Source organism: Pseudomonas sp. G7(2022) (genome assembly GCF_052660475.1).
This window is the reverse complement of record NZ_CP109659.1, coordinates 5,469,146-5,489,681: the sequence shown is the minus strand read 5'-3', so window position 1 is coordinate 5,489,681 and position 20,536 is coordinate 5,469,146. Positions and strand designations below refer to the sequence as shown.

The 20,536-nt window shown below is 62.0% G+C and carries 19 protein-coding genes; 13 read left to right on the top strand and 6 right to left on the bottom strand.

From position 1 onward, the window contains the following. Position 1: 1 nt before the first annotated feature. Positions 2-1,054: a DUF6515 family protein gene (locus NE357_RS25140; protein ID WP_169432049.1), complete on the top strand. Its 1,053-nt coding sequence runs from the start codon at positions 2-4 to the stop codon at positions 1,052-1,054. Here the strand turns inward: NE357_RS25140 and NE357_RS25135 are convergent. Both NE357_RS25135 and NE357_RS25130 read right to left on the bottom strand, forming a co-directional pair. Next, positions 1,048-1,944 (bottom strand): cation diffusion facilitator family transporter, encoded by an 897-nt coding sequence (locus NE357_RS25135; protein WP_169432048.1) that lies wholly within the window; start codon positions 1,942-1,944, stop codon positions 1,048-1,050. The genes NE357_RS25140 and NE357_RS25135 overlap by 7 nt on opposite strands. Before the next feature lie 15 nt (positions 1,945-1,959). Next, a complete protein-coding gene (locus NE357_RS25130) occupies positions 1,960-2,379 on the bottom strand; it encodes a polyribonucleotide nucleotidyltransferase (protein WP_169432047.1) in 420 nt (139 codons plus the stop codon). A 108-nt stretch (positions 2,380-2,487) separates the two neighbouring features. Here NE357_RS25130 and hrpB point away from each other — a divergent pair, with 108 nt between their 5' ends. Both hrpB and NE357_RS25120 read left to right on the top strand, forming a co-directional pair. After that, positions 2,488-5,007 carry an ATP-dependent helicase HrpB gene (gene hrpB, locus NE357_RS25125; RefSeq protein WP_169432046.1) on the top strand — a complete coding sequence of 840 codons (2,520 nt, stop codon included), beginning with the start codon at positions 2,488-2,490 and terminating at the stop codon, positions 5,005-5,007. Between the two features lie 92 nt (positions 5,008-5,099). After that, the gene (locus NE357_RS25120; protein ID WP_169432045.1) at positions 5,100-6,248 is read left to right on the top strand and encodes a hypothetical protein; all 1,149 of its coding nucleotides are present in this window, start codon (positions 5,100-5,102) and stop codon (positions 6,246-6,248) included. Between the two features lie 78 nt (positions 6,249-6,326). Here the strand turns inward: NE357_RS25120 and NE357_RS25115 are convergent, their stop codons facing one another. Further along, positions 6,327-7,241, bottom strand: coding sequence for a LysR family transcriptional regulator (locus NE357_RS25115; protein ID WP_007958716.1), 915 nt, complete (start codon positions 7,239-7,241; stop codon positions 6,327-6,329). Between the two features lie 240 nt (positions 7,242-7,481). Between NE357_RS25115 and NE357_RS25110 the strand changes: the two genes are divergently transcribed. The 5 genes from NE357_RS25110 (at position 7,482) to NE357_RS25090 (ending at position 13,382) form a co-directional block, all read left to right on the top strand. Continuing rightward, complete coding sequence (locus tag NE357_RS25110; protein WP_169432044.1) at positions 7,482-8,975, top strand: aldehyde dehydrogenase; 1,494 nt, start codon at positions 7,482-7,484, stop codon at positions 8,973-8,975. 32 nt (positions 8,976-9,007) lie between these two features. Then, a complete protein-coding gene (locus tag NE357_RS25105) occupies positions 9,008-10,378 on the top strand; it encodes an aspartate aminotransferase family protein (RefSeq protein ID WP_169432043.1) in 1,371 nt (456 codons plus the stop codon). A gap of 388 nt (positions 10,379-10,766) precedes the next feature. Beyond that, positions 10,767-11,744, top strand: a complete 978-nt coding sequence (locus NE357_RS25100) for an ABC transporter substrate-binding protein (protein WP_169432042.1) — start codon at positions 10,767-10,769, stop codon at positions 11,742-11,744. A 10-nt stretch (positions 11,745-11,754) separates the two neighbouring features. After that, a complete protein-coding gene (locus tag NE357_RS25095; RefSeq protein ID WP_007958721.1) occupies positions 11,755-12,558 on the top strand; it encodes an ABC transporter permease in 804 nt (267 codons plus the stop codon). After that, positions 12,546-13,382 carry an ABC transporter ATP-binding protein gene (locus tag NE357_RS25090; protein WP_064382153.1) on the top strand — a complete coding sequence of 279 codons (837 nt, stop codon included), beginning with the start codon at positions 12,546-12,548 and terminating at the stop codon, positions 13,380-13,382. The genes NE357_RS25095 and NE357_RS25090 overlap by 13 nt, the downstream gene beginning before the upstream one ends. Positions 13,383-13,496: 114 nt before the next feature. Here the strand turns inward: NE357_RS25090 and NE357_RS25085 are convergent, their stop codons facing one another. Both NE357_RS25085 and NE357_RS25080 read right to left on the bottom strand, forming a co-directional pair. Beyond that, positions 13,497-14,573, bottom strand: a complete 1,077-nt coding sequence (locus NE357_RS25085) for an endonuclease/exonuclease/phosphatase family protein (RefSeq protein WP_169432041.1) — start codon at positions 14,571-14,573, stop codon at positions 13,497-13,499. Between the two features lie 74 nt (positions 14,574-14,647). Next, a complete protein-coding gene (locus tag NE357_RS25080; RefSeq protein ID WP_169432040.1) occupies positions 14,648-15,322 on the bottom strand; it encodes a YciC family protein in 675 nt (224 codons plus the stop codon). Between the two features lie 178 nt (positions 15,323-15,500). Between NE357_RS25080 and NE357_RS25075 the strand changes: the two genes are divergently transcribed. The 3 genes from NE357_RS25075 to NE357_RS25065 all read left to right on the top strand — a co-directional run bounded on the left by NE357_RS25075 (position 15,501) and on the right by NE357_RS25065 (position 17,522). Then, positions 15,501-16,259, top strand: a complete 759-nt coding sequence (locus NE357_RS25075) for a DUF2076 domain-containing protein (RefSeq protein ID WP_169432039.1) — start codon at positions 15,501-15,503, stop codon at positions 16,257-16,259. 137 nt (positions 16,260-16,396) lie between these two features. Next, complete coding sequence (locus NE357_RS25070; RefSeq protein ID WP_169432038.1) at positions 16,397-16,876, top strand: NYN domain-containing protein; 480 nt, start codon at positions 16,397-16,399, stop codon at positions 16,874-16,876. Between the two features lie 40 nt (positions 16,877-16,916). After that, positions 16,917-17,522, top strand: a complete 606-nt coding sequence (locus NE357_RS25065) for a 3'-5' exonuclease (protein ID WP_169432037.1) — start codon at positions 16,917-16,919, stop codon at positions 17,520-17,522. A gap of 40 nt (positions 17,523-17,562) precedes the next feature. On the opposite strand, the gene NE357_RS25060 is transcribed toward NE357_RS25065, so the two are convergent. Next, positions 17,563-18,018, bottom strand: coding sequence for an Lrp/AsnC family transcriptional regulator (locus NE357_RS25060; RefSeq protein ID WP_169432036.1), 456 nt, complete (start codon positions 18,016-18,018; stop codon positions 17,563-17,565). A 163-nt stretch (positions 18,019-18,181) separates the two neighbouring features. On the opposite strand from NE357_RS25060, the gene yedA reads away from it, so the two are divergent. Together yedA and NE357_RS25050 are read left to right on the top strand one after the other, a co-directional pair. Then, the gene (yedA, locus tag NE357_RS25055; protein ID WP_169432035.1) at positions 18,182-19,132 is read left to right on the top strand and encodes a drug/metabolite exporter YedA; all 951 of its coding nucleotides are present in this window, start codon (positions 18,182-18,184) and stop codon (positions 19,130-19,132) included. Between the two features lie 53 nt (positions 19,133-19,185). After that, complete coding sequence (locus NE357_RS25050) at positions 19,186-20,526, top strand: DEAD/DEAH box helicase (protein WP_169432034.1); 1,341 nt, start codon at positions 19,186-19,188, stop codon at positions 20,524-20,526. Positions 20,527-20,536 lie beyond the last annotated feature (10 nt).

Genomic DNA, 20,536 nt, shown 5'->3' with positions numbered 1-20,536 from the left:
CATGAAGTCGCGTATCTGGCGTGTGGCCAGTGTTGGTTTGCTGTGTGTGAGTGTCTGTGCGCAGGTACTGGCCGATGAGCCGCAGAATCGCGGCCCCGAGGGCGGCGGACGCGAGCGGGAGCATTGGGGCAACAATCAAGAGCACGGCGGCGGCAATCAGCCACGTCCACAAAACCAGCCTCAGCAGAATCAGCCTCGGCCGCAGAACAACGAAATCATTCGTGGCGACAACAGCCGCCAGTTCGAACACAACGGCCAGCAGCACAACAATGGGCAGTGGCAGAACCACGACCAGAACCGTCCGGCCTACAACCCCAATCCGGTCCGCCAGCCGCCACCGCCGCCACAACTGCCGGCCAACAGTCTGCCGATCCAGCCACGCCCCGACACTGTGCGCCAGACCCAGGAGCCGCGTCAGGGCTACTACCGCGACGAGCGCCCGCAGAATGGCTACCACCAGAACTGGCAGACCGGCAATCGACCCGATGACCGTCGCTGGCCGGGTCGCCCCGACGGGCATGGCAACGGCTGGGGCCCCGGCCCGCAGTACCGGCCGGGCCATGTGATCGACCGCTTCCCGGATCGTGACTTCCGCGTTCCGTATCGCGGCCAGGATTACTTCTACTCCGGCGGCTACTGGTATCGCCCGCAAGGTCCGCGTTACATCGTGGTTCAGCCGCCACGGGGAATTCGCATCCAGTACCTGCCGGATTATGCCCGTGAAGTGTGGATCGGCGGTTCGCTGTTGTTCCTGGCGGCAGGCTCGTACTACGCCTATCAGGAAGCGACCCAGGATTACGTGGTGGTCGAGCCGCCGGTGCAGCAACCGCCGCAACCGGCCAACAACGGTTATGACGTGGAAGCCTATCCGGCCAACGGCCAGTCGCCGGAGCAAGTTCAGCAGGACGGCTACCAGTGCTATCAATACGCGGTGCAGCAAAGCGGTTTCGATCCGCGCACTGCAACCTATCAGCCGGCGCCCGAAGTGGTGCAGGCCTACCGCCAGGCCCAGGGCAATTGCCTGAGCAGTCGCGGTTATCAGGTCAATTACTGAGCGCGGGCGGCTTTCACCACTTCCTGCGGGTCGGCGTGCACCAGCACTTCGGCCCGTGGGTAGGCAGCGTGGATCGCATCGGCAGCCTGATCGCTGATGCCGTGGGCGACTGACAGCGTCAACTCTCCCGGCAATTCCAGGTGCAACTGCACGAACCAGTGATTACCGGAAATCCGCGTGCGCAGATCATGCGCGCCGAGCACGCCCGGCACGCCGCACGCCAGTTCGAGCATGTGCTGACTGACATCCGTCGGCAGCTCTTCATCCATCAGCACCGAAAAACTTTCCCGGGCGATCTGGATCGCGCTCCACAGGATGTACACGGCGATCCCCAGACCGAACCAGGCATCCAGTTGATGAAAGCCCAGACCCGCCAGGATCAGCGCGATCAGGATGCTGCCGTTGAGCAACATGTCCGAACGGTAATGCAGCGAGTCTGCGCGCACCGCGTTGGAGCCGGTCTGCTTGATCACCCGGTGCTGCAGCATCAACAGCGCTGCTGTCAGCACCAGCGAAAACACGATCACGCCGATACTGATCCACGGCGCGCCGAGCGGCTCAGGCTGCTGAATTCGCTCATACGCCTGAAACGCAATCAGTGTCGCACTGCCGCCAATGAACAGCGCCTGCGCCATGCCCGCCAGGGATTCGGCCTTGCCGTGGCCATAACGATGATCGTTATCCGCCGGGCGCAGCGCGTAATGCACCGCCAGCAGATTGAGCAACGAGGTGACGCCATCGAGAGCCGAGTCGGTGAGGCCGGCGAGCATGCTCACCGAACCGCTCAGCCACCAGGCGATGGCTTTGGCGATGATCAGCGTACAGGCCACCGCTACCGAGGCGCGGGTCGCCAGCCGCAGCAGGCGGGCGTGTTCGGGGCTGGGGGTCATGGGTTCGTCAATTCCTTATGCGGCAGGTTGCAGGCCGAACATCGCCAGTTGCTGGGTGCTGCCCTTGTGCTGGATCAGCCGTGGGTCGTCCAGCGGCAGGTTGCGGCCCAATTCTGTTTCGAGAATAGCCTGCAACTTGAGGTTATCGACCTGACCGTCCGGGCCGATGGCTTGCTTGAGCTTGGCCGGATCGACCTGCGCCGTGTGGCCCGGTTCGAAATAGATCGCGCCGGTGGTGAAGTCCACGGCAAACGCGATCAGGCCGGGAATGATGTAGAACAACAGGCCCACGGCATCGAGCACGGCAATCGCCGGGTCGATCTTGCCGTCGATCTGGCCGCGCCGGTCGGGATAGAAAATCGAACCGCACGCAGTGATCTGAGTGAGCAGGGTGGCAACCAGTACACCGCCGATCAGGCGAAAAGGTAAGCGCATGGGAATCTCCTGAGTCATCTGTTAACGAAGCGTCATCGTGTGAAGTTAAGACCCTGACGAACGCCTGGCAGTTCGCCGTTATACTCGCCGCTCTGTTTGGGAGCCAGCATGATTTCTTTGCCAATCGATGAAGTTTTACCCGCCCTGCGTGAAGCCCTCGCGACACGCCACGAAGCCGTGCTCGAAGCACCGCCCGGCGCCGGTAAAACCACCCGCGTGCCCTTGGCCCTGCTCAATGAAGCGTGGCTGAACGGGCAGACCATTCTCATGCTCGAACCCCGTCGACTGGCCGCGCGTGCAGCCGCAGAACGGTTGGCCAGCGAGCTGGGCGAGAAGGTCGGTGAAACCGTCGGTTATCGCATCCGCCTCGACAGCAAGGTCGGCCCGAACACGCGCATCGAAGTGGTCACAGAAGGGATTCTCACCCGGCGTTTGCAGGACGACCCGGCGCTGGAAGGCGTGGGCCTGCTGATCTTCGACGAATTTCACGAACGCAGCCTCGACGCCGATCTGGCGCTGGCCCTCAGTCTGAACGGTCGGGAGCTGTTTCGAGCTGAACAACCGCTGAAGATTCTGCTGATGTCCGCCACCCTTGAAGGTGAACGTCTGGCCGGGTTGCTCGACGACGCGCCGATCCTGCGCAGCGAAGGCCGGATGTTCCCGGTGACGATGCGCTGGGGCCGGCCATTCCAGCCCGGCGAATACATCGATCAACGCGTCACGCAAACGGTGCTTGAAGCCCTGCACGACGAAACCGGCAGCCTGTTGGTGTTCCTGCCGGGGCAGGCGGAAATCCGCCGTGTTCATCAGCATTTGGCGGACGCCATCGGTGAGCGCAGCGACGTCTTGCTCTGCCCGCTGCACGGCGAACTCGACCTGAACGCACAACGCGCCGCCATCGACCCGGCCCCGGCAGGACAGCGCAAAGTGGTGCTGGCCACCAACATCGCCGAAACCAGCCTGACCATCAACGGTGTGCGCGTGGTGATCGACGCCGGGCTGGCACGGGTGCCGCGTTTCGACCCGGGCAGCGGCATGACCCGCCTCGACACCCAGCGCATCTCCAGGGCCAGCGCCACCCAGCGCGCGGGCCGGGCCGGGCGTCTGGAACCAGGCGTGTGTTATCGCCTGTGGTCGCAAGATCAGCATGAACAACTGGCGGCTTATGGCAGTGCGGAAATCCTTTCGGCGGATCTCGCAGGGCTGGCGTTGCAACTCGGGCGCTGGGGCGTGGCGCCGAGTGATTTGATCTGGCTGGATGTGCCGCCAGCGGCCGCTTACGCACAGGCTCAGGATCTGTTGCAGCGCCTCGGTGCGCTGGACGGTGAAAGCCTCAACCGTCACGGGAAGGCCATGGCTGAATTGCCGGCGCACCCGCGTATCGCCCATTTGCTGTTGCGCGGTCAGGCATTGGGGCTGGCGACCATGGCGTGCGACGTCGCCGCGTTGCTCGGCGAGCGGGATATTTTGCGTGGCGCCGGGGCCGATCTTCACAGTCGTTTGGCACTGCTGTCCGGTGAAGAACGTGCGGCCCGTGGTGCCCAGGGCGGCGTGCAGCGCGCCCGGCAACTGGCGCGGCAATATCGCGGCTACCTGCGTGGGCAACCGAGCGAACCGGTCGCCGACCCGGATCACCCGCGCTGGCTCGGTGCCCTGTTGGCGCTGGCCTACCCGGACCGCGTCGCTCAGCAGCGGCGTGCTGGTGGTGCCGAATATCGTCTGGCCAACGGCCGTGCGGCGCTGTTCGCCGAAGCCGACAGTCTGATGAAGGAACCGTGGATCGTGATCGCCGACCTCGGCAGCCGTCAGGGCCAGCGCGAAGAGCGGATTTATCTGGCGGCAGATTTCGATCCGGCGCTGTTCGATTCGGTGCTGGCCGAGCAGGTGCACAACGTCGATCAACTGGACTGGGACGAACGCGAAGGCGTGCTGCGCGCCGAGCGTCAGCGCAAGGTCGGCGAACTGATCCTCAGCCGCGAACCACTGACTGGTCTCGACGAAAGCGCCCGCAGTCAGGCACTGGTCAATCTGGTGCGGCGCAAAGGTCTGGAGCTGCTGCCGTGGACCCCGGACCTGCGCCAGTGGCAGGCGCGAGTCGCCTTGCTGCGCCAGCTCGACCTGGATGCCAAGGGCGACAGCCAATGGCCGGATGTCAGCGACGCCACACTGCTGAAAAACCTCGAAGACTGGCTGATGCCTTATCTGGGCAAGGTCTCGCGCCTCAGTCATTTCGCCAACCTCGACCTGTCGAGCATCGTGCGCAATCTGCTGCCATGGCCGCTTCCACAGCAACTCGACGAACAGGCACCGCATCACCTGAGCGTGCCGTCAGGCTCCTCCATTCGCCTCGACTACAGCGAGCAGCCACCGATTCTCGCGGTGCGCTTGCAGGAGCTGTTCGGCCTGGCCGACACACCGCGCATCGCCGGCGGCCGGCAAGTGGTCAAACTGCACCTGCTGTCGCCCGCACGACGTCCGGTGCAGGTGACGCAGGATCTGGCCAACTTCTGGCGCAGCACCTATGCCGAAGTGAAGAAGGATCTGAAGGGGCGGTATCCGAAGCATTACTGGCCGGATGATCCGCTGGTGGCTGAAGCCACTGCGCGGGCCAAACCGCGGGGTACGTGACAGAAGGCATTCAGGTAAGGCTTCCATCTTTCTCAATTATGCGTAATTATTTCCTTATTCATAAATTATTTATTTTGACATAAAGGCTCATAATGACCCCGGAAACCAAGGACTCGCTGCTCTTTCCTCGCACCAATCTGGCTGAAGGAATCCTGGTCACTTTCGAGTCTCGCCTGCAGAACGCCGCAACGATATTCGCGCCTCGACGCAAGGGTAAAACCACCTTTCTGATCAACGACTTGATACCGATTGCCAAGGCACACGGCTTTATTGTTGCAACAGCAGACCTGTGGTTTGACAAGGCGCATCCTGAGCGGGTAATCGCGGGTGCGCTGTATGAGGCCATCCACGGTACAGGGTTCTTGCGACGCAACTGGCTAAAGCTCATGCGACCGGGTTCTCTCGTCCAGTCGGTAGAGGCCGGCGCCAGTACTGACGGCGTAACAGTGAAGGCCGAACTGGCGAAGGAAGGCGGACTGAACCTGATCGAGCTCTTCGAGCGCTTCCGGATACTCGGTAACGGCAAGGCGCTGCTGATCATCGATGAGGTCCAGCATCTGGCGAGCCGGAAGGAATTCGAAGACTTGACCGCTACGCTCCGTTCGCTGCTGCAGCATGCGCACGGTGAAGTCTTTGCAGTGTTTACAGGTTCCTCCCAGGATGGCCTGCATCGAATGTTTCGTCGTACCAAAGCACCGTTCTATCAGTTCAGCCACGAGATCCAGTTTCCTAATCTTGGCTTGGAGTTTGTCCAGCATCTGGGCCAGCGGTTTCAGGAAATCACCGGAAGGGAGTGGGAGGTAAACGCCGCTTTCGAGCGTTTTGCTGCTCGCGGTTACATGCCCAAGTACATTCGCGACGTATTCCTGCTGTGTCTCACTGAGGGGCTCAGTGTGCGAGATGCAGACCATCGTGCCTGGAGCACCATGACGGACGAAGGCAACTTCGAGAACCTGATCCTGGAGATGGCTCCCCTGGATTTCACCGTACTTATCGGGCTGGTGAGGGGCCTTCCCATTTTTTCTACCGAAGGACGCGAATGGATTGGCAGCGAGATGCCCGGTGGCCACGTGCCCAGCGCGGCGACGGTTCAGACTGCCTTGAAGCGCCTGCAACGCCGCGACCTGGTCGGCAACCTCGGGCATGGTGAGTGGGCGATTGAAGACATTGCCATGGAAGGTTACTTGCGTCGGAACTTCGTTGAAATTGACCCTCAACTCGGCACGGAGAACGATCAATAGGTTTTTTGGGGACTGGCGACAGCCTGAGGCTTATAAAAACGGGGTATCAAAAGATCGCAACCTGCGATCTTTTGATTTTCATCGGCTGGCCTTCGCCGTCAGCTGCTCCCGGCAATAATCGGCAAACAACTGCGCCGGTTTGGTCAGTTGCCCGCGTTTGAGCCACGCCGCTACCAGCCCCGAGCCGGTGACGTCTTCGACGATGTCCACGCACACGACTTTCTTGCCGTCGTAGGTGCATTCCGAATGCGGTCGGGTCACCAGGATCGAGAAGCCGAAGCCCTGGCCGACCATGCCGCGCACCATTTCGATCGACGGTGAGCTGAACTCGATGCGCGGCGACAGGCCGAGTTCTTCGAACAGGCTGACGAAGTAGGTGCGGCTCGGTTGCACGTCGAGCAGGATCATCGGTTCCAGGCACAAATCCCGCAGCGAAACCTGCTTGAGCTGGGCGAAGCGGTGATCTGCCGGGAGCAGGGCGTAAGGCCGTTGGGCCGGCATCAGCGGTTCGGTTTCGATGGTGGCGTCGAGGTCGTGTTTGTACAGGATCGCCAGGTCGAAAGTGCCCGAGGTCAGGCCTTGCACCAGTTCCTGCTGTTCGCCGTCGCGAATGCGGATTTTCACTCCCGGATACAGCGCCGAGAAGCCTGCAATCAACTGCGGCAGGTACAGCGGCGCGACGGTTTCGAAACAGCCGATATCGATCTGCCCGGCCACCACGTCGTTGTCGGCGAGGGCGTTCTGTTCGAACTCCTTGGCCATGCGCAGCAGTTCCTGAGCCTTGCGGAAGAACCGCGCGCCGCTGGGTGTCAGGGACACGCCCTGAGCGTGATGACGGATCAGCAGTTGCACGCCGAAGCTGTCTTCCAGCCCCTTGATTGCCGTGGAAATCGCCGGTTGTGCGATGTACAGCTTGCGCGATGCTTCGGCGACGCTGCCGCATTCGACGGTGGTGATGAAGTATTTCAACTGACGCAGGTTGTAAGCGGCCACGGTGAACCTCAAAGCGAACGGATTTCACATCCAAGCAATTTGTACGCCGCCGGCCTCCGTTCTGTCGGCGGTTTTTTTTGTCCCTGAACAATAGCCCCATACGCGCGCGAAGGGGCCATCGGCTGGTTACCTTTTTTATTGTCTGGGAAGACATTTTTACTGGTTTTAGCGCGCACGGGCCTGAGCGACTATCGACCCCGCACTGTTCTCAAAAGAATAAAAGTCCAAGGAGCAACCACCGTGTTCGAGCTTGCAGACTGGCAGCGCAAGGCCGCTGAATTGAGTTTTCCCAATCAGGCCGTGATCGACGGCAAGTTGCGTGCGGCGCAGTCGGGGCAGACCTTTGCCGCGATCAACCCGGCCACCGGCCAACTGCTGGCAAACGTCGCCGCGTGCGGTGAAGAGGATGTCGATGCAGCGGTGAAAAATGCGCGGCAGGTGTTCGAAGCCGGCACCTGGGCCGGGCGTTCACCGACCGAGCGCAAGCAAGTGCTGCTGCGTCTGGCGGATCTGATTCTGGCCCATCGCGAAGAGCTGGCGCTGCTCGATTCGCTGAACATGGGCAAACCGGTGATGGACGCTTACAACATCGACGTGCCGGGCGCCGCCGGGGTGTTTCGCTGGTACGCCGAAAGCCTCGACAAACTCTACGATCAGATCGCGCCAAGCGCCTCGAATGTGCTGGCGACCGTCACCCGCGAAGCGCTGGGCGTGGTCGCCGCCGTGGTGCCGTGGAATTTCCCGCTGGACATGGCCGCGTGGAAACTCGCGCCGGCGCTGGCGGCGGGCAACTCGGTCATTCTCAAACCCGCCGAGCAATCACCGTTTTCCGCATTGCGTCTGGCCGAGCTGGCGCTGGAGGCCGGGTTGCCGGCCGGCGTGCTGAACGTGCTGCCGGGGCTCGGCGAGCAGACCGGCAAAGCCTTGGGTCTGCACCCGGATGTCGATTGCCTGGTGTTCACCGGCTCGACACAGGTCGGCAAATATTTCATGCAGTACTCCGCGCAGTCGAACCTCAAGCAGGTGTGGCTGGAGTGCGGCGGCAAGAGCGCCAATCTGGTGTTCGCTGACTGCAAGGATCTGGATCTGGCGGCGCAGAAAGCCGCGTTCGGGATCTTCTTCAATCAGGGCGAAGTCTGCTCGGCCAACTCGCGGTTGCTGGTGGAACGCTCGATCCATGACGAGTTCGTCGAGCGACTGAAGGCTCAGGCCGAACGCTGGCAGCCGGGCGATCCGCTGGACCCGGCGAGTGCGGCCGGGGCGATTGTCGACAGCCGTCAGACCGAAAGCATTCTGCGCTTCATCCATCAGGCCGAACGCGAAGGTGCGACCCGCGTCTGTGGCGGGCGACAACTGAGTTTCAACGGTTCGGATAACTACGTTCAGCCAACGATTTTCACCGACGTGCAGCCGCACATGACCCTGTTTCGCGAAGAAGTGTTCGGCCCGGTGCTGGCGGTGATGCCGTTCGATGACGAGGCCCACGCCGTGCAACTGGCCAACGACAGCGTCTACGGTCTGGCGGCATCGCTGTGGACGGACGACCTGCACCGCGCGCACCGGGTGGCGCGGCAATTGCGAGCCGGTACGGTGTCGGTCAACAGCGTCGATGCGCTGGACGTGACCGTGCCGTTCGGCGGTGGCAGGCAATCCGGTTTCGGCCGCGATCTGTCGCTGCACTCGTTCGACAAATACACCCAGTTGAAAACCACCTGGTTTCAACTGCGCTCATGACAGCCGCTCACAACAAAAAAGGAGATCCGGCGATGACCACCTCACGTGAAACCCGCGACTACCAGGCCGCCGATGCAGCGCACCACATTCATGCGTTCGTCGACCAGAAGGCCCTCAACGACGAAGGCCCACGGGTGATGGTGCGCGGTGATCGCCTGCACCTGTGGGACAACGACGGTCGGCGCTACCTCGACGGCATGTCCGGGCTGTGGTGCACCAACCTCGGTTACGGGCGCAAGGATCTGAACGCGGCGGCGAGCCGGCAGCTGGAGCAGTTGCCGTACTACAACATGTTTTTCCACACCACCCACCCGCAGGTGATCGAGCTCTCCGAGCTGCTGTTCAGCCTGCTGCCGGGGCACTACAGCCACGCGATCTACACCAACTCCGGCTCCGAGGCCAACGAGGTGCTGATCCGAACCGTGCGCCGTTACTGGCAGGTGCTGGGCAAGCCCGAGAAGAAAATCATGATCGGCCGCTGGAATGGCTATCACGGTTCGACCCTGGCCGCGACGGCGCTTGGCGGCATGAAGTTCATGCACGAAATGGGCGGGATGATTCCCGACATCGCGCACATCGACGAGCCGTACTTCTTCGCCCACGAAGGCAACCTGACCCCGGCTGAGTTCGGCCTGCGGGCGGCGCAGCAACTGGAAGCGAAGATCCTCGAACTGGGCGCCGACAAGGTTGCAGGTTTCATCGCCGAGCCGTTCCAGGGTGCGGGCGGAATGATCTTCCCGCCGGAAAGCTACTGGCCGGAAATCCAGCGCATCTGCCGTAAATACGACGTGCTGTTGTGCGCCGATGAAGTGATCGGCGGCTTCGGTCGCACCGGTGAGTGGTTCGCTCACGAGTACTTCGGTTTCGAGCCGGACACCCTGTCCATCGCCAAAGGCCTGACCTCCGGTTACATCCCGATGGGTGGTTTGATCCTGTCGAAGAAAATGGCCGACGTGCTGGTGGAGCAGGGCGGTGTGTTCGCTCACGGTCTGACTTATTCCGGGCACCCGGTGGCGGCGGCGGTGGCGATTGCCAACCTCAAGGCATTGCGCGATGAAGGCGTGGTGACGCGTGTCAAGGACGACATCGGCCCGTACCTGCAACAGTGCCTGCGCGAGGTGTTCGGCAATCACCCGCTGGTGGGCGATATCCAGGGCACGGGCATGGTCACGGCGTTGCAGCTGGCCGAAGACAAGGCCACGCGCAAGCGCTTCGCCAATGAGAACGATATCGCCTGGCGCTGCCGCACGATCGGTTTTGAAGAGGGGGTGATCATTCGCTCGACCCTGGGGCGGATGATCATGGCGCCGGCGTTGATTGCCAGTCGTGAAGAGATCGATGAGCTGGTGGGAAAGACCCTGAAAGCGGTTGATCGTACGGCGCAGGAATACGGTCGGCTCTGAGGTATTCGTAGGGCTCAAGGCCCCCATCGCGAGCAGGCTCGCTCCCACAGGTTTATCAGTCGTTCACAAAATTGTGATCCGCCTCGATAACTGTGGGAGCGGGCTTGCCCGCGATTGCGTCAGTCGATTCAACATCGTTTTTGCTGTCTTGCACCCCCTCCGTGCACCCCCGCCAGACGCGCCCTTTCGCGGTGCGCACTACCCAGTTTTTTCATCGTTCGCGTCTAACTATTTCCTCGTTTTCCTGACGCCAAGCCTGGGTCAACATCGATTTCGCCAGCCAAGGCATTGCCCGCCAGAGTCCAGCAGAGACCGCAGCGTGCGATCGCGACACCACGGCTGGCCGTACTGCCCATGACAACTAAATCAACAGCGTTGGGAGTGCTCCATGAACAAGTCCTTGTTTACCCGTCTTGCAGGTCCTCTGGCGATTTCCGCCCTTTGCGTCACCGCCGCTCAGGCCGGCACCTTGTCGATCGGCCACACCACGTGGGTCGGCTACGGCACCCTGTACCTGGCCCAGGATCTGGGCTACTTCAAGGAGAACGGCCTGACCGTCGAATTGCCGGTGGTCGAAGAAGCGTCGATGTACATGGCCGCCCAGGCGTCCGGGCAATTGTCCGGCTCGGCCTCGACCATCGACGAAGTGCTCAAGTACCGCCCGCAGTTCTGCTTCAAGGCCGTGGCCGCGCTGGATGACAGCCATGGCGGCGACGGCGTGCTGGTCGGCAAGAACGTGAAGAGCCTGCAAGAACTCAAGGGCCAGGCCGTGGCCGTCAACGAAGGGTCGACCTCGCAGTTCTGGCTCTCGTACCTGCTGAAAAAGAACGGCATGAGCATGAGCGACATCACCGTGCAGAACATGACCGCCGACGATGCCGCCACCGCGTTCATCGCCGGTCGCGTGCCGGCCGCCGTGACCTGGGAGCCGCATCTGTCGATGGTGCGCGACAAGCAGCAGGGCAAGGTGCTGATCGACAGCAGCAGTACGCCGGGGGTGATCGTCGATGTGGTGGCGCTCAACTGCACGGTGATCGAGAAGCAGCCGGAAGACGTCAAGGCGCTGGTCGCCGGTCTCTACAAAGCGGTGCAGTACACCAAGGACCATCCACAGCAAGCTTACGAAATCATGGCCAAGGGTGTCGGCGGTTACCTGTCCGATCCGAAGGAACTGGCCGCTGCCGCGCAGGGCGTGCGTTTCTACGATCAGGCCATGAGCGAAAAACTCCTTGGCTCGCCGGGCAAGCCGGGTGACAGCGCACCGCTGATCAAACTGGCCAACGAAACCGCCAGCGAATTGCAGGGCAAGCCCTACAACGTCAGCAATGACGATCTGGTGGATAACCGTTTCGTCAGCCCGCTCTAGGAGACTGGTCATGTTCAAGCGCAATTCATGGCTGAGCCGCTGCATCACGCCGAAGACCGGATTGCCGGTGCCGGTGGTATGGAGCGCCAGCGGTCTGGCCTGGGTGTTGCTGGTCGGCCTGTGGGCCGGGTTGTCCTACGGCGGCATCGTGCCGGGGATGTTTCTGCCGACGCCCGGTGCGGTGGTTGAAGCGGCGGTGCGCCTTAGCCGCGACGGCACCCTTGGCCAGCATGTCTGGGCCAGTGTCGAAGTGGTGATGGTCGGCTTCATCGTGTCGTCGCTGGTGGCGGTGCCCCTGGGTCTGCTGATGGGCAGCTTTCGCATCGTCCAGGCGTTCCTCGAACCGCTGGTCAATTTCATTCGTTATCTGCCGGTGACCTCGTTCGTGCCGCTGTTCATCCTGTGGATCGGCATCGGTCTGGAGCAACGGGTGTCGGTGATCATTTTCGGCGTGTTCTTCCAGCAACTGGTGATGATCGCCGACGTGTCCAAAGGCATCTCCAAGGACTTGATCAACGCCTCCTACACCCTCGGTTCCAACCGGCGTGACGCGGTGCTGCATGTGATCGCCCCGGCATCGTTGCCGGGTGTGCTCGACACCCTGCGGGTGACCATGGGCTGGGCCTGGACCTATCTGGTGGTCGCCGAACTGGTCGCCGCCTCGAGTGGCCTCGGTTACTTGAGCCTCAAGGCCATGCGCGGCTTTCAGGTCGACGTGATTTTTCTCGCCATCGCGATCATCGGCCTGCTGGGTCTGGTCACCGATCAACTGTTCCGCTTTTTGCGTTTGAGGATTGCCGCATGGGCTCAGTAACCGCTGCCAACCGTCGTTTCATCGAGCCGGTCGCCGCACCGGCACTTGCCGCGCCAAGGTTGCAGGTGGACAAGGTCAGCCTGCGCTACAGCAAACCCGGCGGCGGTACGTTCACCGCGCTGGAAGAAGTGTCGTTCGAAGTGCCGGATCAGCAATTCGCAGTGCTGGTCGGGCCATCGGGTTGTGGCAAGTCGAGCCTGCTGTACCTCACCGCCGGCCTGGCCGAGCCGACGTCCGGCGAGATCTACGTCGGCGGCCAGCAAGTGCAGGGTCCCGGCGCGGATCGCGGGATGGTGTTCCAGAGCTACACGCTGTTCCCGTGGCTGACGGTGCGGCAGAACGTCGAGTTCGGCCTCAAGCGCCGGGGCATGCCGGCGGCGCGGCGAAAGGAAATTGTCGATCACTATGTCCACGAGGTCGGTTTGTCCGGGTTCGCCGACAACTACGCCAAGCAGCTGTCCGGCGGCATGATGCAGCGGGTGGCGATTGCCCGGGCGCTGGCCAACGACCCGCAGATCCTGCTGATGGACGAACCCTTCGGCGCCCTCGACAGCCAGACCCGCCTGCAAATGCAGCAGCTGTTATTACGGGTGTGGGGCAACAGCAAGAAGACCGTGCTGTTCGTCACCCACGACATCGATGAAGCGATCCTGCTCGGCGATCGGGTGTACGTGATGGGCGCACGGCCCGGACGGATCAAGCAAATTCTCGATGTACCGATCGAGCGCCCACGCACGCTGGACATGGTCATGGAGCGCTCGTTCATCGACATGAAGCGGCAGATCTTCGGGCTGTTGCACGACGATCTCGAAGAGGCTCACTGAGACCACCGCCGAACGTGTGGGAGCGAGCCTGCTCGCGATAACGGTGTGTCAGGCAACAAATCGTCAACTGACCGATCGCCATCGCGAGCAGGCTCGCTCCCACAGGTACAGCAGTCAGTTGGGTGGCAGGAGGAACCGCGCAATCACCGGTAGATGATCGGAAATGCGCAACGTATCGTCCTGACGCACCGTGGCTTCGACCCGTTTGATCTTCGGGCTGTAGAACAGGTAATCGACCGTGCGGTCCGGGCCGTTGAGGCCGGGGTCGTTGGGGTAATGGGTCAGCCATTTGGCGCGGTCGATGCCGCTGGCTTCATTGTTGGTCGGGATCATCGGATACTTGTCCCACAACAGGTGCAGCGCACTGTCCACGGAGTAGGGCGTGCGCTGTTCGACCGGCAGGCGCCGGTACTGGCCGAGCGGCAACAGGTTGAAGTCGCCTCCGATCAGCCACGGCGTGCCCTGGCTTTCGTGTTTGTCGAGAACCTTGGCCACCGCCGTCACCTGCGCCTGCAAGGTTTCGTCCGGCTGCACGGCGCGATCCAGATGCGTGTTGAACACCATCAGTTGCCCGCCATCGCTGAGCGGCAGGGTGGTGGCGAGCAGGGCGTTTTTCGGCTGGAACTGACGGCTGATGATGTTCGACGGCTGCACCGGCAGTTGCAGGCGCTCGGCGTGTTCGATGCGGTAGCGGCTGAGGGTCGCGAGTTGCCGGCCGACGCTGCCGAAGATATGCGGATCCGGGACGAAATCGGCCTTCCAGTCGAAGGCGTGGGCGCTGCACGGGTAGAGGTCGGTGAGGCGTTCCTGCAACAGCTTGAGCTGGTTCTGATAGTCGCTGGCCTTGGCGCCATCATCCAGTTCCTGGATCAACACCACGTCGGGTTGCTCGTCGCGGATCACCCGGGCCACTTCGTCAAGGCTGAACGCCATGTCTTCCTGAGTCGGGGCCTCATCATCGCCGTGGGCCAGGTCGTTCCAGAACACATAACGCTTGCCGGCCAGGTATTGCACGTTCCAGGTCATGACCTTCAGCGCCTGGCCGGGCACCAGTGTTGGCGGTTGCCCGATGCAACTGACCGGCAGGGTCTCCCGGGCGTCGGGGCGCCAGGTCAGGCTGAAAATCATCACGCCGATCAGGGCGACGGCCAGCAGCACGAAGAGCAGGATGTAGCGCAGTAGACGGGTCATGGCTCGGCTTATAGCGATACGGAAGTGGTCCCGAGCATACCCGAGACCCGTCGCTCAGCCCAAGCTCAGAGCGGTCAGACCCTTCCGTCACGTTTGTCGGGCAATTCGCTGATCAGCATGAACAGGCGGAACAGCACCACGCTGGTGAACAGCTGCAGGAAGCTGTGACCACTGTCGATCAGTACCGCGATCAAAGGATTCTGCGGATCGGGATAGACCTGCAGAGTCAGACCCTTGAGCAGCCACAACGGCCCCATCACACACAGGATGCACACCAGAATCCGCAGGAAATGCCCGCGGCTCAGGCGCAGGCTTTCCTTCATCGCCTGCAACGGGCCGTAGCCGCGCAGCACCAGCAGGTATTCACCGAAGGCCAGGGTGACCATCAGCCACAGGCCTGGCAGGAAATACAAGGACAGACCGAGCAGGATCAGCAGCGTGTTGAGTGCGGTGAGCACAGCAAAACGCGGCCACAAACGCGCCGCCATCGCCAGCAAGTCGAGGGTTTGCGGGGATTCGCCACGGGTGCGGGCGTCGAGAAACAGGATCAGCGCAGCGGTGTACAGCGGGTAGACCAGCAGGCCGACGATCACGCTGATGGCCGAATAACCGTCCGGGTCGCTGGCGTGATCGACCACCTGTTGCAGCGCGGCTTCGAGGATCACCAGCGGCAGGCACAGCTGGACGATCCGGGCCAGATTGCGTTTAAAGAAATACAGAGAGTCACGCAGCACATCGAAGGCATTCATCAGTCGGTATCGCAGGTCAAAAACAGTGGCTCACTTTAACCGATGATGTGCTGAAGGGCGCAAACGTAAACGTTCGGTAAAGACCATTGAAACATTCTGTCACTGCCTCCATTACGTAGGTGCGCCTCCTCCACCGTGGACGAGGGCAACGTTATCCCCGGCAATCTACGAGGTCGCCATGAACAGCGAAGAGCAAACCCTGATCGATGGACTGTTTTCCCGGCTGCAACAGGCCGAAACGGAGGCAGCCCCGCGCGACGCCCTGGCCGAGGCGCGGATCAAGGAACACCTGACGCGCCAGCCGGCCGCAGGCTATTTCATGACCCAGGCGATTCTGGTGCAGGAGGCCGCGATCAAGAGCCTCGACGAACAGAACAAACAATTGACTCAACAGGTTCAGCAACTGCAGGCCGAACTGCAATCGGCCAAGGCGCAAAGTGCAGCCCCGGCGCCGAGCGGCGGCGGTTTCCTGTCGAGCATCTTCGGCGGCAGCAGCTCACGCCCGGCACCGACCCAGAGCGCCCCGGCGTCCACTGGCGGTTGGCGTGAACCGGCTCCGCAGCAGAACTTCGGTGCACCCGCGCCACAACAGAACTTCGGCGCGCCACCACCGGGTTATGGCCAGCAACAAGCGGCACCGGCCGCGGGCAGCAGCTTCCTCGGCGGCGCCCTGAAAACCGCTGCCGGCGTGGCGGGTGGCGTGATGCTGGCACAAGGCATCAGCAGCCTGTTCCATCACAACCAGCAGCCGGAAGAAATCGTCGAAGTGATCAAGGAAGAGCCTGCGCAAGTGGCCGACCAAGGTAATAACGGTTGGGGCGATGACCAGCGCATGGCCAACAACGATTCCTTCGGCAACAATCAGGGTGGCTTCACCGACACCGACTACAGCGATGACAACTCATCGTTCTTCGATGACGACGATTCCTTCGTCTGACTCACCATTCGTCCGGGGCGCCTGAGCGCCCCGGGCCGATTATTCGCGGAACCTTCCTTCGGGCTGGCATACTGAGCGCCTTTTTCGGGCCTGGTGCCTGATCCGGCTCATGCGCGTCAGCGCTCACAGGAACTCCGGTGAAAAAAATCGCAGTGTTCGCCGATGTGCAGAACCTCTACTACACCGTCCGCCAGGCCTATGGTTGCCACTTCAACTACGCGGCGCTGTGGGCGGATGTCAGCCAGCACGGGCAGATTGTCGAGGCCTACGCCTACGCGATCGACCGGGGCGACAGCAAACAGCAGCAGTTCCAGCAGATCCTGCGCAACCTCGGTTTCACCGTGAAACTCAAACCCTACATCCAGCGCAGCGACGGCTCGGCCAAGGGCGACTGGGACGTGGGCATCACCCTCGACATCATGGACGCCGCCGACCACGTCGACGAAATCGTGCTGGCCTCCGGTGACGGCGATTTCGACATGCTGCTCGAACGCATCATCAACAAACACGGCGTGCAAGCGGTGGCCTACGGCGTGCCCGGCCTGACCGCCAACTCGCTGATCCGCGCCGCCAGCCGTTATGTGCCGATTGAAGGCTCGTTGCTGTTGAAAAATTGAGCCCTGCTCAAGAATTGATTTGGACGGAGTACAACCCGGTTTGGAACGCATTGCAGTCATCGACTTTGAAACCACCGGCATCTCGCCGAGCAGCAGCTGCCGGGCCACGGAAATCGCCGTGGTCATGCTGGAAAACGGGCGCATCGTCGAGCGTTACCAGAGCCTGATGAACGCCGGCGTCCGCATCCCGGCCTTCATCGAGCAACTCACCGGCATCAGCAACGCCATGCTGCGCACCGCGCCCCCGGCCGAACAGGTGATGAATGAAGTCAACGAATTCGTCGGCTGCACACCCCTGCTGGCGCACAACGCAGCGTTCGACCAGAAGTTCTGGGACTTCGAACTGGGCCGGATCAAACGCACCCGCCTGCAGAACTTCGCCTGCTCGCTGCTGCTGGCCCGTCGCCTGATGCCGGCGGCGCCGAACCACAAGCTCGGCACGCTCACGACCTTCGCCCAACTGCCGCATACCGGTCAGGCGCACCGGGCGATGGCGGATGCGGAGATGGCGGCGAACCTGCTGGCGCATTTGGCGGATGAGTTGCGGCACAAGCACGGCGTGCGCGAGCTGTCGCACGACTTGCTGTGCAAATTGCAGAAAGTCCCGGCCGCCAAAGTCGGCGAACACCTGCAGCGCTATCGCTGATTTTCAGGCAAACACATTTCCCTGTGGGAGCGGGCTTGCCTCAGGGTTTGCCATTGCCTTCGATATGCCCCAACGGCACCCGCTTCTCTATCGCACTCGACAACACGATCGACGTCTTGCTGAACCCGAATTTCGCCACCCGGTTGATCAGCTCTTCCAGCTCGGTCATCGAGCCCACGGCGGCCTTCATGATCACGCACGGATCGCCCGTCACTCGAAAGCACTCGGTCAGTTGCGGAATTTTCACCAGTTCGTCGTAGACCTTTTGACTGCCGTTCTGGTGGAGGCGCAATTCGATCACGCACTGGATCGGCAAGCCGATTTTCGACAGGTCGATGTTCGCCTGATACCCGGTGATTACTCCGGCCGCCTCAAGTTTGGCCACGCGCTCGGCGACGGCGGGGGCGGAGAGGTTCACTTTGCGGGCGAGGTCGGCGTAGGACGCGCGACCGTTTTCGAGCAGGGCGCCGAGCAGCATGCGGTCGTATTTGTCCAAGGTCGGACTCCTGAAAATGCCAGACTTTCGAAATCGCGGTTTTGGCCGTCGATCTCCGTGTTTTCAAAAGTGTACCGGCGCTATAAACAGGTTTTGTAACTTATTTTTAGCGGTTGGCCTTTCTAGAATAACCAATCCTCTGAGTCTGACTTTCGAGCTGCCCATGTCTGCCTTGCGCCGTTTTTCCTTGCCGTTGATCGCTGCGTTTTTTGCGTTGTACGTGATTTGGGGATCGACCTATCTGGTGATCCGCATCGGCGTCGAATACTGGCCGCCGCTGATGCTCGGCGGTGTGCGCTTCGTGATTGCCGGCACGCTGATGTATGCGTTTCTGCGCTGGCGCGGGGCACTGGCGCCGACCTGGGTGCAGTGGAAAGCGGCGGGGATCATCGGGATTCTGTTGCTCAGTTTCGGCAACGGCGCGGTGACCCTGGCCGAGCACAGCGGCGTGGCCTCGGGTGTTGCTGCGCTGGCGGTGGCGACGGTGCCGCTGTTCACTTTGCTCTGCGGTTATTTCTGGGGCGCACGCAACACCCGCCTGGAGTGGGCCGGGGTGGTGATGGGGATTATCGGCATCGCGATGCTCAACATGGGCTCCAACCTGCAATCGAGTCCGCTGGGTGCGGCACTGCTGATTTTCGCGGCGGCGAGTTGGGCGTTCGGTTCGGTGTGGAGCAAACACCTGCCATTGCCCCAGGGCGCAATGGCCAGTGCCGTGGAAATGCTGGTGGGCGGCGTGGTGCTGTTGATCGGCAGCGCGGCCAGCGGTGAACACCTGCAAGCCATGCCGCCGTTGGAAGGCTGGCTGGCGCTGGCGTACCTGATTTTCTTCGGCTCGATCATCGCCTTCAACGCCTACATGTACCTGTTGAAAAACGTTCGTCCGGCGGCGGCCACCAGTTACGCCTATGTGAACCCGGCGGTGGCGGTGTTGCTGGGGATCGTGTTTGTCGGCGAGACCATCGGCATCGAAGAGGCGCTGGCGATGCTGGTGATCATCGGCGCGGTGGTGCTGATCAGTCTGCCACAGTGGCGGCGTCCGGCGCGGCCGCCGGTGGTCAGCGAGCCGGCTGCCGCAGCGAAGGTCATAGCGACGGAGCAGCGTGCGAATTAGGGTAAACTGCGCGCCATCGCACACATGCTCTGATTTTTTCCTACGGTACTCCCATGACTTTCGCCACCCTTGGCCTGATCGAACCCTTGCTGCGCTCCCTCGAGAAGCTCGGCTACCAGACCCCGACGCCGGTGCAGGCGCAAGCCATTCCGGCCGTGCTGGCCGGTCGCGACCTGATGGCCGCGGCCCAGACCGGCACCGGCAAGACCGCCGGTTTTGCCTTGCCGCTGCTGCAACTGCTGGCGATGGAAGGGCCGAAAGTCACCGCCAACTCGCTGCGTGCGCTGATTCTGGTGCCGACCCGCGAGCTGGCCGAACAAGTCCACGAAGCCGTGCGCCAGTACGCCGAGAACCTGCCGTTGCGCACTTACGCGGTGTACGGCGGCGTCAGCATCAACCCGCAAATGATGAAGCTGCGCGGTGGTGTCGATCTGCTGGTCGCGACCCCGGGCCGTCTGCTCGACCTGTTCCGTCAGAACGCGCTGAAGTTCAACCAGCTGCAAACCCTGGTGCTGGACGAAGCCGACCGCATGCTCGACCTGGGCTTTTCCGAAGAGCTGGCGAACATTTACCGCGCATTGCCGAAGAAACGTCAGACGCTGCTGTTCTCCGCGACCTTCTCCGATGACATCCGCCTGCTGGCCGGGCAGATGCTCAACGACCCCCAAAGCATCGAAGTCAGCCCGCGCAACGTCGCGGCCAACACCGTCAAGCAGTGGGTGGTGACGGTGGACAAGAAGCGCAAGCCGGAACTGTTCGTGCACCTGATGCGCAAGAACAAGTGGAAGCAGGTGCTGGTGTTCGCCAAGACCCGCAACGGTGTGGACGCGCTGGTCGAGAAGCTTCAGGGCCTGGGCGTGAACGCCGACGGCATCCACGGCGACAAGCCGCAAGCGACCCGGCAGCGGGCGCTGGATCGGTTCAAGCTGAGCGAAGTGCAGATTCTGGTGGCCACCGATGTTGCTGCCCGTGGTCTGGATATCGAAGACCTGCCACTGGTGGTCAACTTTGATCTGCCGATCGTTGCCGAGGATTACATCCACCGTATCGGTCGTACCGGTCGTGCAGGTTCGACCGGTGAGGCGATTTCGCTGGTGTGCGCTGATGAAGTGAACATGTTGTCGGCGATTGAAATGCTGACCCGCAGCACGTTGAAGCGTGAGGTTGAGCCGGACTTCGTGCCCGAGCACCGCGTGCCGGACACCGATGCCAGTGGGCAGGTGATCAAGAAGCCGAAGAAACCGAAAAAGCCGAAAGCGTCCGGTGGCGGCGGTGGCAAGCGCAATCTGGGCAAGTGGGTGGACAGCGGGGATACCCCGGCGCCGGAGGTGGCGATCAAGCCTGTTCGTAAAGTGCCGGTGTTCAATACCGGGCCGCGTAAGCGTAAGCCTTAAGCGTCAGAAA

Bases quoted from the DNA above. Each gene is read 5' to 3' on its own strand.
- NE357_RS25095 (WP_007958721.1), top strand. From the start codon at position 11,755: ATGTTCAAGCGCAATTCATGGCTGAGCCGCTGCATCACGCCGAAGACC.
- hrpB (WP_169432046.1), top strand. From the start codon at position 2,488: ATGATTTCTTTGCCAATCGATGAAGTTTTACCCGCCCTGCGTGAAGCC.
- NE357_RS25080 (WP_169432040.1), bottom strand. From the start codon at position 15,322: ATGAATGCCTTCGATGTGCTGCGTGACTCTCTGTATTTCTTTAAACGC.
- yedA (WP_169432035.1), top strand. From the start codon at position 18,182: ATGTCTGCCTTGCGCCGTTTTTCCTTGCCGTTGATCGCTGCGTTTTTT.
- NE357_RS25130 (WP_169432047.1), bottom strand. From the start codon at position 2,379: ATGCGCTTACCTTTTCGCCTGATCGGCGGTGTACTGGTTGCCACCCTG.
- NE357_RS25050 (WP_169432034.1), top strand. From the start codon at position 19,186: ATGACTTTCGCCACCCTTGGCCTGATCGAACCCTTGCTGCGCTCCCTC.
- NE357_RS25085 (WP_169432041.1), bottom strand. From the start codon at position 14,573: ATGACCCGTCTACTGCGCTACATCCTGCTCTTCGTGCTGCTGGCCGTC.
- NE357_RS25090 (WP_064382153.1), top strand. From the start codon at position 12,546: ATGGGCTCAGTAACCGCTGCCAACCGTCGTTTCATCGAGCCGGTCGCC.
- NE357_RS25120 (WP_169432045.1), top strand. From the start codon at position 5,100: ATGACCCCGGAAACCAAGGACTCGCTGCTCTTTCCTCGCACCAATCTG.
- NE357_RS25105 (WP_169432043.1), top strand. From the start codon at position 9,008: ATGACCACCTCACGTGAAACCCGCGACTACCAGGCCGCCGATGCAGCG.
- NE357_RS25075 (WP_169432039.1), top strand. From the start codon at position 15,501: ATGAACAGCGAAGAGCAAACCCTGATCGATGGACTGTTTTCCCGGCTG.
- NE357_RS25135 (WP_169432048.1), bottom strand. From the start codon at position 1,944: ATGACCCCCAGCCCCGAACACGCCCGCCTGCTGCGGCTGGCGACCCGC.
- NE357_RS25100 (WP_169432042.1), top strand. From the start codon at position 10,767: ATGAACAAGTCCTTGTTTACCCGTCTTGCAGGTCCTCTGGCGATTTCC.
- NE357_RS25140 (WP_169432049.1), top strand. From the start codon at position 2: ATGAAGTCGCGTATCTGGCGTGTGGCCAGTGTTGGTTTGCTGTGTGTG.